Raw genomic sequence first — 13,643 nt, 5'->3', positions numbered from 1 at the left:
ACAGACATGACATGGGAAACCGTTATCGGGCTGGAAATTCACGTTCAGCTCGCTACTAAAACCAAAATTTTCTCTGGAGCTTCCACCGCTTTCGGTGCCGAGCCCAACACTCAAGCCTGCGCCGTGGACCTGGGTCTGCCCGGTGTTCTGCCGGTTGTGAACGAAGAAGCCATCAACAAGGCCATTATGTTTGGTCTGGGCATTGATGCCGAGATCAACAAGGTTAATGTGTTTGAGCGCAAAAACTACTTCTACCCTGATCTTCCAAAAGGCTACCAGACTACTCAGCTGGAAAAGCCGATCGTAGGTGCCGGTAATGTAGAAATCACTCTGAAAGATGGTTCTACCAAAACGGTTCGCATTCACCATGCTCACCTGGAAGAAGATGCTGGCAAGAGTCTGCACGAAGACTACCACGGTATGTCCGGTATCGACCTGAACCGTGCTGGCACACCTCTGATCGAGATCGTGACCGAGCCAGACATGCGTAACGCTGAAGAAGCAGTGGCCTTCGCCAAGAAGCTGCACTCTATTGTCACCACTCTGGGTATCTGTGACGGTGATATGTCTCAGGGCTCCATGCGCTTTGACGTGAACGTCTCTGTACGTCTAAAAGGTCAGGAAGAATTGGGTACCCGTACCGAAACCAAGAACCTGAACTCCTTCAAGTTCATGGAAGCAGCCATCCTGAAGGAAGTGGAACGCCAGATCGATCTGATTGAAGACGACGGCAAAGTGATTCAGGAAACCCGCCTCTACAACGGCGATACTGGTGAAGCTCGCTCCATGCGCAGCAAGGAAGAAGCCAACGATTACCGTTACTTCCCTTGTCCAGATCTGCTGCCTGTGGTGATTGAAGACAGCCGTCTGGAAAGGCTGCGTTCACAATTGCCGGAAATGCCGGACGCCAAAAAAGCCCGCTTTGTCAGCGACTTTGACCTTAGCGAAGTGGATGCAGAAATCCTGTCAGGTGATCAGGCGACAGCAGCATTCTTTGAAGCGGCAGCAAAAACCAGTGGCGACGCCAAACTGGCTTCCAACTGGGTGCTGGGTGAAGTTTCCAAATCTCTGAATGCCAGCAACATTGAGATCGCTGAAAGTCCTGTGTCTGCAGACATGCTGGCGGGTCTGATTGCCCGTATCAAAGACAACACCATCTCCGGCAAGATTGCCAAGCAGGTTTTTGAAGCCCTGTGGAACGGTGAAGGCAAAGATGCTGATGAAGTGATCGAGAAAAAAGGCCTCAAGCAGGTAACCGACACAGGTGCCATTGAAGCCATGATCGATGAAGTTCTGACAGCCAATGCCCAGCAAGTTGAAAACTATCGCGCTGCGCCTCCTGAAAAGCGTGGCAAAATGATTGGTTTCTTTGTTGGACAGGCGATGAAAGCGTCCAAGGGTAAGGCTAACCCTGGCATGGTAAACCAGATTCTCAAGAAGAAGCTGGACAGCTGATAGCTCTTAGCCCAAAAAAAAGCCCGCCTAGTCTAATCTCTCAGCGGGCTTTTTTCGTTTCTTAGGAATTATCTTACTCTCAAAACCCGTTCGGGCTGAGCCTGTCGAAGCCCAATACCATGACCCTTCGACAAGCTCAGGGTGAACGGAGTCCGTATGTAAATCGGGAAATTATTTCGAGACAAATCCCTAATCTCTTGACCACTTACGAATGTCTTTAATCTCCTCTTTCTCAATACTCAGGGATTCCAGAAACTCCTGGTGAGCTTCAGGCTCCATTTTTTCAAATTGTTTGTGCCAGCTTTTCATATCGTCTTCGCTGAAACCGGCAGCTCTCATGATTTCGACCCAGCGCTCTTTATTGACCATGTTTTGCTCCAATAGTGCAGGATTTTCCAACAGCATGACGATTGCTTTCTGCTGCTGTCTTAGTGTCTGTATCTCGTTTTCAAGAGCCGCAAACTGATCGCGCAGTATACGCTCCTGATCCCTGTTATCTTTACGATCCAGCAGCTCGCCAATACTCCTCATCGGCAACCCATAAGAACGATAAGCCATAATCGACTCAAGCCGCTTGAGCTCAGTATCGCCGTACCATCGATAACCGTTCTCCGAGCGGCTGGCAGGATTCAGTAACCCTATTCGCTCGTAGTAAAGAAGGGTTGTTCTTGATATCTGACACTTTCTGGCCAGTTGAGAGACTGTCAGCATGGGATCTCCTGATCGATAACAAGCTTATTGTCAGCCCTGCACCTGTAGACGGGTCAACAAGAGAAAATAATGATTAAAAAGGCGCCATTGGAAAAGCGCCAGGAAGGTCTGGCAGGATCAAACACTGATGATATGAGCCTGCCTGCTGCCAGGATTGAATCCATAGCGCTGCCAGCGGGCACCATCTGCATCCTGATCTTTCAGAATTCGAGTGCATTCATCGGAACGCGCATCAATATACTCACGGAGAGTTTGCATTCGTACAGACTCTGCATCGGATAAAGGTCCCTGATTTTCCATTTCTCTCTGCTCGAGAGCCTTCATCTCCTGAACGGCCGACTTGTAACCCTGCAAAAATCTTTGCTCCGGGGTACGACAGAGGAATTGCATGGTTTTAACGACACCGGAACCCGCCCCGTAAAGTGCACCACCTAGAATGCCACCCAGCGCTCCGGCAAAAAAACCTACAGGAGCTGCAGATGAACCGGCAACCACGGTCGGAATCAAAGTAGCCGTTGAAAGTCCCCCAGTCGTTGAAGCCACCCCATAAACACTCAATCCGATCACCGCAGCACTGCCCAAAGCACCAGCAACCAGTGTTTTAAAGGCTGAAAAAGTATTGGCTATTTCATTCTTGATATTTCTGCCCAACAACTTGATCGCAGCGGATAAGCGACAGAGAACAAAAGGACGTTTTTGACCTTTTATTCTATCCCAACCTTCAAGGTAATTATTCTCAACGGTTACTTTACGACCTGAAACCGGAGACGACATGAGCTGAGGGCCAGACATGGAAAACATAACCGGTGCTTTTTCTGCGTGCGTTACTCCACTCTTGCTCTGCTCTCCATTTGGATTAGAGAGCTGTATCTGAGTATGCGGTATTCCCCCGCTATCCGTCACTCCTCCTAACATAAGCCCCTACTCCTTGTGTATTCATTTATACACTTGAAAGTAACCGGAACAGGGTTCAGAAGGCATAACATTCATGTCACTGAGACTAACCAAATATCAGTTGTTCTTCTCAGACACCACCACTTCCCAGTGAAAGTCCTCCGGAAAGATGGGGTTCCCCCAATAATCCTTGATTCTGGTGGACAGAACAGCACGATACCGTTGACCTTCGACCAGGCTCACACTCGGGTTAAAAGTCACCACATAACCATCTCGCACCCTGACATTGCCAGAGACCCTCTGACCCTGATCGTCTTCGACATAAAAGCCGGACCAGAGAGAGTAAGATTGCAGAGGCCGGTCCGACAAAAAAGTAAATCGTCCCCAGGGGTCATGCCGGTTGGGATTTAGAAAACCATCATCCGGAGGGTAGACCGTCACATCCGGTGCTTTTGACCGGCCATTCAATTTCTCCCAATAAAACTCCCATAAATTAGCCAGAGCACGACCTGTATATTCTACGCCACCGGCTTCAGTGATATAGCTTTGCCTCAGCCATGGGTATTTCTGGCTGTCGACATAATTGGTGAAGAAATCGACAATATTTCTTTGCAGGCTGGCAGCTGTAATCATAGTGGCCTCCCCTACCTGCAAATGGGACATTTCAACATTCCGGGTGCGCATTTCAGTAAATACCTGAAAAACATCATCCAGGGGTGAGACCGCTGTAGGAAGAAGGTGGAATGCCCGGTTGTAATCCCAGACAGAGTACTTGTCTATCATGGTATCCCTTTTCTCAAGAAGGCTATCACCTTCCGGGGGATCAACCAGCTGGGAGCGGTTATCCATCAGAATATCGTAGGACTCATCTTCAAACCCATGAGCGACCATTCCCAGGAAATGGGCAATCAATTGTTCACAACGAGGGGCATCCAGCTGCCCCTGGCAAAGTGCAAAAATATGTTTGAAGTAAGGGACATGAAACGCTGGCCAGTGCGCGGGCTCTGCATAACTGAATTTGTGGATATAACCACCATCAGGTAGAACACTGCCAACTATCCAGTAAGGCTTGTTGTCATCCAAAAGGTCTTTTAATGCTTGAGGGACCACATTTTTTCTGGCTTCATCGGTCATGATGGCGTGAGTAATATTTCCCGCAGCCACCGCGCCAAAGCTATAGAATGATAGCAAGAGCGTAATGAAAATCCTTTTCATAACCTTGTCCTGACTATTTTATAGGCTTACACCAGTATTCCTCTTTTTTATCTTCAAACCAACCCGATTCAGTCTCTGGTAAAATACAAAATACCTTCAATAGGGTAATGATCAGAAAGAACACCTAATCTGGAACTGGTTTGATTGGCGTGGAGAATTTTCATATAGCCATTAATCGGGCAGACATTTCTCTTATCACAGAGAATATTGTCCAGTGTACCCAATGGGGTTTTCCCCTTGGCCATTTCATTCTCGTGAATATCAAAGGAATAAGGCAGGGATGTATTGGTAAAATCAGCCGCCTGACGACTGACCAGTGTTTCCAGCATGATCTGAAAATATTCATCCCCTTGAGCCATTCCGTCCTGTCTGCCTGCATCAGAGTTGAAATCACCCATATAGATAACCGCCTCATGGCGGGGAATGTTCAGTTTATTTTTGATCTGCTTAAGATAGCCATAATGCTTGATCAAGCCTTTGTATTCTTCCTCATTATCACTTTGAACGGTTTGCAAATGCAGACCAAAGACATGCAAGTTGCCACTTTGAGTAGGTACTTTTACATACCAGGCTCCAATGGCACACCATCCCTGATTACCAACAGGCATGGGAAAGACAAACTCACGCATCTCCAAAATAGGAGCCTTGCTGTACACGACGACTCCGCCATTGAAAAGCCTTCCAGACAGCAACCATTTCCAGCCCTCTCCCAAAACGGGCGTCATGTAATAACCTGCCTTTCTCATTTCCTTATTGACGACACCTCTTAAGTACTTATCTGCGATCTCCTGAAGCGCAACAATGTGATAATCCCTCTTGACCATATATTGGGCAATCTCTTCTGCTCTCAATTCAGGGTCGTTCATATCCTGGCTTCCAAACCACCAGATCAGGAACTCGAAGAAGTCATAGGAAGTCATCAGATTCACATTCCAGGTCAATAGCTTCAGAGGTGAGCACTGATCCGATTTGTTCAAAGGACAAGTCAAAGGGGGATTAGTATTTACAGGAATAGGCTCCCTACTTTGCCGAGTATCATCAATTCTCAGCATCTCAGTATCGGCAACGACAAGTGCACTCACCCATAAAAGTAAAGCCAGAAGGGGACTGAACTCTTTCATCAAGTCTGCTCATTGACTGGAAAATCAAGATTACAGAATAGAAGCTTTCAGAAGAGACATAGAAGAAAATCAGAAACTACTGACTGAAGCAAAAGCGCTCAGACAGTAGTTTCACGATAGGGTATTAAAATAGAGGGTATAACTCATTCAGCCTTTGCTGGCAAAAGCATCCTTCATTTCACTTTCAACCTGCATAAAGAATGCGCCAAAACCTTCCTGAATGCTTTGAAGCTCTTTGTGAATAAAAGATTGATTCCTGCCTGTGTAACCTTCCGACTCAATCAATTTTTCCACATCATAAAATCTCGCTTGAAGATCAACGCTGTCACTGATCTGTTTCTTTATTGTATCCTCACCTTCCTTATCCCTTTTCTGGTACTTTTCCCAGAATTCTTCACAAGTGTCGTAGGAGGATTTTACTTCTTTGTAGAGTTGCTTTAATTCGCCTGCATCGATCTTTTTATCTTCAACTGTTTTCTGTTCAGGCCAGACCCAACCACTCATCCAGCTGCCAACACTTTTGGCTGCCCCCGCCAGTTTAGGCACTGCATACTTACCAACGACCGCTGCCAGCATCAGAGTTCCACCGATCGAAGCTGCATTTTTGACTACTGGATGATAGAGTGCAGCATAGGCTGTCGCGTACCCCATACTGGGCTCAAGGAGCTTGGGGGTAAAATATTCAATATAATGTCCGGGATAGCCGGTTTTGGAGAAAGCTTCCTGGGCAAAATCAACGCAATTAAAGCCCAAACCTCTATAGACGCAACTGGCTTCCTTTTTCTTACAGGCATCTGAATACTCAGAAATATACTTTTCTACTTCCAACGCCTCCTGGTGGGAGATAAAAAAAGTCACTTTAGGAATATGATCAATACCGTTATAGCCTTCATAACTACTGACTTCGTCCATTATATCGCCCAGCTCAGCCCCAAACTCTTCGCGGAAAAGTTTGCTCGCGCCAACCGTTGACGAAATAACCCCCTGGGGTTTACTACCCGATGATTTCACACCTCCAGCTACTACCTTAGAACCCAGATAGAGCTCAGAGTCCTTGCCTGCGGAGGTCAGTACTGAGCCTTCACCTGGTTCATCGCACTCAATTTCAGGAACAGAACACTGGTCAGCGTCACCGCGTGGCCAGGGAACTTCGCACATAGGATCCGGTACTTTGGGTTGTGGCAACAAGGGATTGGCGGGGGAAGTCTCAGATTGGAATGCTGAATCCAGCTCAACCTCTGGATGATAACAGCCTTGTGTATCTATCGTTGGCATTTCCTGCCCCAGGGCAGGATGATATCCGTCTGGATAGAGCCCCCGGGCAATATCTACATTTCTCTCTTTGTTTTCCAGCCTGACAAAACTGTGTCCATAATCAAGATAAACGGTCAATCGGCAGGAAGCGTTATCTTCTCTTGTAACATTCCGGTTATTGAAAACCGCACCCCCACCACCTACTGCAACCCTGGACTGTGCAGTATTCCCGACATCCATGGGCCTGGGAGGCTGTGTCTGTGTTTGAGTTTGTGTCTGAGGTGAACTGCGCCCGGCATCCATGCCTGATCTCCTTCTCCAGAAAGTGCATCTTTTTATTATAATCAATGACTTAAAAGCACTGACTACTCCCCGACCAAGTGCTCTCAATCAGGATTAGCCGTATATCGGACGTTTCGCTCTGATCTGTCGATAGAACGCTCGTCAGAATAAGGCCTTACCACTCAATAGGCCTGACAAAAGCATCCCTACCGGCAAATTCAGCCATATCTCCAAGCTCGTCCTCAATACGCATGAGTTGATTGTACTTTTCTACCCGTTCTCCACGACAGGGAGCACCTGATTTCAGATGGCCGGTACCCAAAGCCACGGTCATATCGGCAATAAAGCTGTCTGTGGTTTCGCCACTACGATGCGATACAAACGCTCCCCAGCCACAACTCTGACATAAATGCACCGCATCCACTGTCTCTGTCAGGGTTCCAATCTGGTTTAGTTTTATCAGAGCCGAGTTCGCCAGATTTTCTTCAATACCCCGGGCAATGTACTCAACATTGGTGACAAAAATATCATCGCCTACAATCTCTATGGCATCACCCAATTCATCGTTCAGAACTGCCCAGCCTTCCCAGTCCGACTCAGAAAGACCGTCCTCCAACAAACAAACCGGATAGTTTTTAACCAGTTCTGAGTAATAACGCACCATTTCTGCAGAAGACAGTACTTTCTTTTCTGTCTTTAACTGGTATTGCCCATTTTCAAAAAACTCGCTGGAAGCCGGATCCATACAGATGCCGACATCTTTACCGGGCGCCAGGCCCGTTTTCTCAATCGCTTGCAGGATAAGATCCAACGGTTCGCGATTTGACGACACTGACGGAGCATATCCACCTTCATCCCCAACTCCGGTATGGTAGTGCTTCTCCAGAAGAATGGATTTGAGAGCCTGATAAATTTCGCTACCCCAACGCACAGCATCACGAAAAGTATCTGCGCCATAAGGCGCAATCATATACTCCTGGAAATCCGCTCCCTGCCAGCGAGCATGGACGCCTCCATTCATAATGTTCATGCAGGGAACCGGCAATCGATTAGCGCTGATCCCACCGATATACTGATACAGAGGCAGCTCAACCGACATGGCAGCAGCTCTGCATACAGCAGTAGAAACACCAAGAATCGCATTGGCTCCCAATCTGGACTTATTGGGTGTGCCATCCAGTTCGATCATGCGATTATCAATGCCTGCCTGATCCCTGACATCATCATCAAACAGCAGCACAGCTATCTCACCATTGACCGACTCAATGGCTTTTTCGACCCCCAATCCGGAATATCGCCCCGGCTCACCATCCCTGAGTTCTACCGCCTCCCTTGATCCTCTACTGGCACCTGATGGCACCGAAGCACGGGCTACGATTCCACAGGCTAATGAACATTCGACTTCAAGGGTGGGGTGACCACGGGAGTCCAGAATTTCGTGCGCTACAAGGCTGGTGATGGCGAAATCCATGGGAAATGACCTCCGGTTTGAATGGACTAAATATAGAGGTAATCCACAAGACAAACCTGTCATAAAGGTTATCTGCAAACCGATTTAAATAACTTGCATGATGAACCTCTTTTATAAAATCGGTCAGAACTGACCTTTTCCAGGCCCAATGACCATTCATGCACGTCAATTTTAACCTTTTTTGTTAAACAGCTTTTCTTATCCACATTTTTATTCGTATTAGTTTTTTTGAATCACAGTTTTTAAATCGACCTGAATTTCGCTTTAAATGAAATATTTACAATTCTCTTTCCCGAGAATCGCTTAACCCTTTAACCATCTTTCTCACCGTTTCACACAAGGGCACAAGCCTTCCGTTTTAATAGACGCGTGTCTTCTAGATAAATATATAAATCGAATAAAAATTAAACTTTAATAACTAAATTTGTAAAAAAATCCTGTTTCAGGGTATGATTCCGGCCGATTTGCTGGGAATGTACTCCAGCGTATCTTTTTGTCAGGGTATTTTGCCTGACTTACTCGTTGCATTTATTCGCTAAACGACCACGAGCATTTAACGAATAGGTGTTACTCATGATCAAGCCAGGTCGCCAAAACCAAAAGTAAAGGCACCAGCTAACAACCAGCTAAAACTGTTTGGAGCGGAAGTATGTCGTATCAGTCCGAAGTTCTCCCAACAGGTGATGCACACAATACCAATAACAAACGCACCGCCTTTGATCGTTTCCTTGCTGCTGTAGAGTGGCTCGGTAATCTGTTACCCCATCCTATTACCCTGTTTGCCCTGTTTGCTGTTGGCATCGTTGTCATCAGTGGCATCGCCTCATGGGCCGGACTGAGCGTGGTTGACCCTCGCCCGGAAGGTGCCGCAGGTCGTGCAGCAGATGGCATGATCCATGTCGTCAACCTGTTTACGGGTGAAGGCCTGAGGATGATTGTGACCAATCTGGTCAGCAACTTCACCGGCTTTGCTCCTCTGGGTACCGTACTGGTCGCCCTTATGGGTGTGGCCATTGCAGAACATTCCGGACTGCTGAGTGCACTGGTTCGTTCTCTGGTAATGAAAGCATCCCGCAACACTGTAACCCTGATCGTTGTATTTGCCGGTATTATCTCCAACACCGCCTCCGAACTGGGCTATGTGGTTGTTATCCCCCTGGCTGCCATGATTTTCCACTCTCTGGGAAGACATCCTCTAGCCGGTCTGGCCGCAGCATTTGCCGGTGTATCCGGTGGTTACAGTGCCAACCTGCTGCTGGGTACCGTTGACCCACTGCTTTCCGGTATCACTGAAACTGCAGCCAGAATGATTGATCCGGCTTACGTGGTAGGCCCTGAAGCCAACTGGTACTTCATGTCTATCAGCGTATTCCTGATTACCTTTGTAGGTACCTGGGTAACCAACAAGGTCATTGAGCCTCGCCTGGGTAAATACAATGAATCAGAAGCTTCTGTTGATCTGTCTGAAGACAAGATGGAAGAAGTCACCGACCTTGAAAAGCGCGGTCTGATTCGTGCAGGTCTGGCTCTGCTGGCAGTAACCGCAGTTATGGCTCTGACCATCGTTCCTGAGTGGGGCGTACTGAGACATCCTGAAACCGGTGCGGTTGCAGGCTCCCCATTCCTGAAAGGCATTGTTGCCATGATTCTGATCTTCTTTGCCATTCCTGGCTTTGTCTACGGTAGAACAGTAGGCACCGTCAAGAACGACAGAGATGTAATCAACTGCATGTCCAAGAGCATGAGCACCATGGGCATGTACATTGTCCTGGTATTCTTTGCCGCTCAGTTTGTTGCTTTCTTTGGCATGACCAACCTGGGTACTATCTTTGCAGTACTGGGTGCTGAGTTCCTTCAGAACATTGGCCTGACCGGTCCTCTGCTGTTCATCGTCTTCATCCTGATGTGCGGATTCGTGAACCTGATGATTGGCTCCGCTTCTGCACAGTGGGCCGTAACAGCGCCAATCTTTGTACCGATGCTGATGCTGGTTGGCTACGCGCCGGAAGTGATTCAGGCTGCTTACCGTATCGGTGACTCTGTGACCAACATCATTACTCCGATGATGAGCTACTTCGGTCTGATCGTTGCCTTCGCTACACGCTACAAGAAAGACCTGGGTATTGGCACCCTGATCTCCATGATGCTGCCATACTCCATATTCTTCATCATTGGCTGGAGCGTTCTGTTCTTTGTATGGGTCTTCGTACTGGGTCTGCCAGTAGGTCCAGGCTCTGCTACTTTCTATAGCGCTGGCTAATAGAAAGACAGACGACAAAAAGGGGTGATGATTCACCCCTTTTTTTATGTCTGTTCAAAACTGTAAATGGCAAAGATCAACTTGAGTCCACAATCTGATGCTCCATCTGAATGGACGGATCGACAAAAAGATCGGCCAGCAAAATAACGGAAAGAAAAAAAAGCAGAACAACGACGGAACTGAGCACAGCTACCGTTTCCTTTAGCACTAGACTCATCATGACCATTGACTCCCTGACTATGGCATTTTTATTTTTCAGGGCTTTGAGTTCAAAGAACCTCGCCCATAACTTATTTATATGATCTGCCAGCTCATGCAGCCAATGCCAAAATCAGTGAAATGTCATCTGGGTGACACCCAAAAAATAAGACGCTCGACTCATAACTGAAAACAAGTCGAGCTTCGCAATTAACAAATTGCTTTATCATTCAACAAAGCTAACTAAAGGACATATAATTTAATTCAGCTGAATTATTAAAAAAGAAAATTCTATTTATCAATCTTCTTTTAATGTCATCCAGTTTACACTTCTAATTAACCGGAAATTGCCTGCTTTAAATTCACCAAATCTAAAAGTGACTCTTTTGAACGAATACAATAACAACCTTTGTTTTTATGCATGACATCTTCTTTAACCAGTTCCCTGAAAACTTTATTGACCACCTGTCTTGAAACACAGACCAGTTGAGCAATATCTTCTTGAGTAATACTGAGATCAAGACCAAACCCATGGGTACAATCCACCGCATGGTCATGACAGAGGTTTACCATGGTCTCAATAATACGGGTTCTGGCATCCTTAAAGATCAGGCTATCCAGCCTTGCCTGCAGGGTTCTCTGGCGCTCTTCAAGCTTCTGAACCACCTCGAGGTAGAGCTTCGGATTAGAGATATCGTTAAGAAACTTCTCTTTCTCAATCAGTAGAATGGTGGCTCCCTGAATGGGCACCAGCTCATAAGACACATCTGCCGTGTGTATGCCACCAAACAAGTCCCCCACCTCCAGAACGGAGTCCAGCATTCTGACTGTTTCACTGACCTGTCGATAAAGTTTGATTCGTCCTGTTAATACCAGGTAAACACCCTGCTGACGAATAGCCAGTGGCGAACGATGATCAATTTTAACTTGATGGGCTTCACGGGTCAGTGACTCTACATCCTCTTTGGAAAAACGCTTAAAGAAGTCCAGCGACCTCAAATACCAAAGGTTTATATCACTCATGTAAGACCTGCTACGACATTGTTGTTTTCTATTTTTATATACGACTATTATTTTCAAGTAACCAATAGACGACAATATATTTTGATTATTTATTTGCTAACACAAGTTAGCCTATCAATTTAACTAACCTAGTTAACTATACTTCTTACTTCCTGGTCAAAAAAGAAGATAAACGGAAATGTGATCTGTTTCAAACTTGAAACAGACCACATTTTAATTAAGACATAAACTAGAGATACATAACCGTGGATTTAATTTCTATAAACTTGTCAAAAGCATGAAGTGATTTATCCCGGCCGTTTCCAGACTGCTTGAACCCACCAAAGGGAACAGTAATATCTCCACCCAGATAGCCATTCACGTACACAGTCCCTGCCCGGATTTTACCGGCAACACGATGCGCCCTTGACAGATTGTCGGTCCAGAGTCCTGCTGCCAGCCCGTAATGGGTATCGTTGGCGATCTTGACCGCTTCGTCTTCACTGCTGAACTGAATGACAGAAACAACAGGCCCAAAAATCTCTTCCTGGGCAATTTTCATCGAATTATCGACCCCTTCAAACAGAGTAGGCTCAATATAAAAGCCCCCCGTATCTTCCAGAATTCGTTGCCCACCTGAGCTAAGTCTGGCGCCCTCTTCCTGTCCTGAAGCGATATAGTCGAGAATGGTTCTGACCTGCACCTCATCAACAATAGCGCCTGCTCGACTTTCAGGATCCAGTGGGTGCCCCGGTTTCCAGGCCTGCATATGCTTTTGAAGCAGTGGTATAAATTCATCATAAATGGCTTGATCTACCAACAACCTTGAACCTGCCACACAGACTTCACCCTGGTTGTAGCCAATACCCATGGCCGCCCCTTTGGCTGCTGCTTCAAGATCCTGACAATCGGCAAAAACAATGTGGGGACTTTTGCCTCCGGCCTCCAGCCAGATTCGCTTCATATTGGATTCGCCAGCATAAACCATCAGCTGTCGGGCAGTTCGGGTAGAACCGGTAAAAGCCAGACAATCGACGTCATTATGCAATGCCAGGGCTTTACCCACCGTATGGCCATAGCCCGGCAGCACTTGCAGCACTCCTTTTGGCAAACCTGCTTCTTCAGCCAGCTGCGCAAGACGTATAGCGGTTAAGGAAGATTTTTCAGAGGGCTTGAGGATAACACTGTTGCCGGTAGCCAAAGCAGGCCCCAGCTTAAGACTGGCCATACTCAGGGGGAAATTCCATGGGACGATCACAGCCACCACACCCACAGGTTCACGGGTAATCATGGCCAGACGGGAGGGATCCACAGGGGCTATCTCGCCATAAATCTTGTCTATGGCTTCAGCGCACCACCTCAGGGATTTTGCACTGCCCGGAATGTCATCATTCAGGGAAAAGCGGATGGCCTTGCCCATATCCAGGGTTTCCAGCAGTGCCAGCTCTTCAACATGTTCCAGAATTAAATCCGAAAGCTTGAACAGAACAGCTTTTCTATCAGCAGGAGCAGCCCTGGACCACTCGCCTGAATCAAAAACCTCTCGAGCACAGGCTACAGCCCTGTCAGCGTCCTCCTGAGAGCAACTGGCTATTTTGCCAAGCGTCCGTCCATCAAGGGGAGAGATGCAGTCAAACGTTTCTCCTGAGGCGGCATCGGTATACTCGCCGTTAATCCATGCTTTACCGTTAATGGTTAGCTGTTCGGCTCTGGTCTCCCAGTAAGCTTTATCCTGGCTGGACATGGTGACTCCACTTTTACTCTGTGAATGCAGCCATAT

11 protein-coding genes are annotated in these 13,643 nt (G+C 47.1%); 2 read left to right on the top strand and 9 right to left on the bottom strand.

Annotated elements, in window-relative coordinates:
* Nucleotides 1–6: 6 nt before the first annotated feature.
* Entirely contained in the window at nt 7–1,455 is a 1,449-nt protein-coding gene (gene gatB, locus WG89_RS17650; RefSeq protein ID WP_062268449.1) for an Asp-tRNA(Asn)/Glu-tRNA(Gln) amidotransferase subunit GatB, read from the top strand.
* Between the two features lie 189 nt (nt 1,456–1,644).
* On the opposite strand, the gene WG89_RS17645 is transcribed toward gatB, so the two are convergent.
* From WG89_RS17645 to eno, 6 genes are all read right to left on the bottom strand, one after another.
* The gene (locus WG89_RS17645) at nt 1,645–2,166 is read right to left on the bottom strand and encodes a MerR family transcriptional regulator (protein ID WP_062268448.1); all 522 of its coding nucleotides are present in this window, start codon (nt 2,164–2,166) and stop codon (nt 1,645–1,647) included.
* A 117-nt stretch (nt 2,167–2,283) separates the two neighbouring features.
* A complete protein-coding gene (locus WG89_RS17640) occupies nt 2,284–3,081 on the bottom strand; it encodes a hypothetical protein (protein WP_153301658.1) in 798 nt (265 codons plus the stop codon).
* 96 nt (nt 3,082–3,177) lie between these two features.
* Entirely contained in the window at nt 3,178–4,275 is a 1,098-nt protein-coding gene (locus WG89_RS17635) for an Ig-like domain-containing domain (protein ID WP_062268446.1), read from the bottom strand.
* 68 nt (nt 4,276–4,343) lie between these two features.
* On the bottom strand, nt 4,344–5,396 hold the full coding sequence (locus WG89_RS17630) for an endonuclease/exonuclease/phosphatase family protein (RefSeq protein WP_062268445.1): 1,053 nt from the start codon (nt 5,394–5,396) through the stop codon (nt 4,344–4,346).
* 147 nt (nt 5,397–5,543) lie between these two features.
* Entirely contained in the window at nt 5,544–6,953 is a 1,410-nt protein-coding gene (locus tag WG89_RS17625; protein WP_062268444.1) for a hypothetical protein, read from the bottom strand.
* 154 nt (nt 6,954–7,107) lie between these two features.
* Complete coding sequence (gene eno, locus WG89_RS17620; RefSeq protein WP_062268443.1) at nt 7,108–8,403, bottom strand: phosphopyruvate hydratase; 1,296 nt, start codon at nt 8,401–8,403, stop codon at nt 7,108–7,110.
* A gap of 649 nt (nt 8,404–9,052) precedes the next feature.
* Between eno and WG89_RS17615 the strand changes: the two genes are divergently transcribed.
* Nucleotides 9,053–10,663 carry an AbgT family transporter gene (locus tag WG89_RS17615; RefSeq protein ID WP_062268442.1) on the top strand — a complete coding sequence of 537 codons (1,611 nt, stop codon included), beginning with the start codon at nt 9,053–9,055 and terminating at the stop codon, nt 10,661–10,663.
* A 76-nt stretch (nt 10,664–10,739) separates the two neighbouring features.
* On the opposite strand, the gene WG89_RS30420 is transcribed toward WG89_RS17615, so the two are convergent.
* From WG89_RS30420 to WG89_RS17605, 3 genes are all read right to left on the bottom strand, one after another.
* On the bottom strand, nt 10,740–10,883 hold the full coding sequence (locus tag WG89_RS30420; protein WP_153301657.1) for a hypothetical protein: 144 nt from the start codon (nt 10,881–10,883) through the stop codon (nt 10,740–10,742).
* Between the two features lie 314 nt (nt 10,884–11,197).
* Nucleotides 11,198–11,884: a Crp/Fnr family transcriptional regulator gene (locus WG89_RS17610; RefSeq protein WP_062268441.1), complete on the bottom strand. Its 687-nt coding sequence runs from the start codon at nt 11,882–11,884 to the stop codon at nt 11,198–11,200.
* Between the two features lie 229 nt (nt 11,885–12,113).
* Nucleotides 12,114–13,607 (bottom strand): aldehyde dehydrogenase, encoded by a 1,494-nt coding sequence (locus tag WG89_RS17605; protein WP_062268440.1) that lies wholly within the window; start codon nt 13,605–13,607, stop codon nt 12,114–12,116.
* Nucleotides 13,608–13,643: the final 36 nt, after the last annotated feature.

Origin of the sequence: Endozoicomonas arenosclerae, from assembly GCF_001562015.1 — a bacterium.
Taxonomy (GTDB): Bacteria; Pseudomonadota; Gammaproteobacteria; order Pseudomonadales; family Endozoicomonadaceae; genus Endozoicomonas_A; species Endozoicomonas_A arenosclerae.
Note: the sequence above shows the minus strand (reverse complement) of the source record. Positions and strands in the feature narration are given on the sequence as shown.

Excerpts from the sequence above, each read along its gene's own strand:
- WG89_RS17615 (WP_062268442.1), top strand. The coding sequence starts at position 9,053 with ATGTCGTATCAGTCCGAAGTTCTCCCAACAGGTGATGCACACAATACC.
- WG89_RS17635 (WP_062268446.1), bottom strand. The coding sequence starts at position 4,275 with ATGAAAAGGATTTTCATTACGCTCTTGCTATCATTCTATAGCTTTGGC.
- gatB (WP_062268449.1), top strand. The coding sequence starts at position 7 with ATGACATGGGAAACCGTTATCGGGCTGGAAATTCACGTTCAGCTCGCT.
- WG89_RS17645 (WP_062268448.1), bottom strand. The coding sequence starts at position 2,166 with ATGCTGACAGTCTCTCAACTGGCCAGAAAGTGTCAGATATCAAGAACA.
- WG89_RS17640 (WP_153301658.1), bottom strand. The coding sequence starts at position 3,081 with ATGTTAGGAGGAGTGACGGATAGCGGGGGAATACCGCATACTCAGATA.
- eno (WP_062268443.1), bottom strand. The coding sequence starts at position 8,403 with ATGGATTTCGCCATCACCAGCCTTGTAGCGCACGAAATTCTGGACTCC.
- WG89_RS17610 (WP_062268441.1), bottom strand. The coding sequence starts at position 11,884 with ATGAGTGATATAAACCTTTGGTATTTGAGGTCGCTGGACTTCTTTAAG.
- WG89_RS17605 (WP_062268440.1), bottom strand. The coding sequence starts at position 13,607 with ATGTCCAGCCAGGATAAAGCTTACTGGGAGACCAGAGCCGAACAGCTA.
- WG89_RS17625 (WP_062268444.1), bottom strand. The coding sequence starts at position 6,953 with ATGGATGCCGGGCGCAGTTCACCTCAGACACAAACTCAAACACAGACA.
- WG89_RS30420 (WP_153301657.1), bottom strand. The coding sequence starts at position 10,883 with ATGATGAGTCTAGTGCTAAAGGAAACGGTAGCTGTGCTCAGTTCCGTC.
- WG89_RS17630 (WP_062268445.1), bottom strand. The coding sequence starts at position 5,396 with ATGAAAGAGTTCAGTCCCCTTCTGGCTTTACTTTTATGGGTGAGTGCA.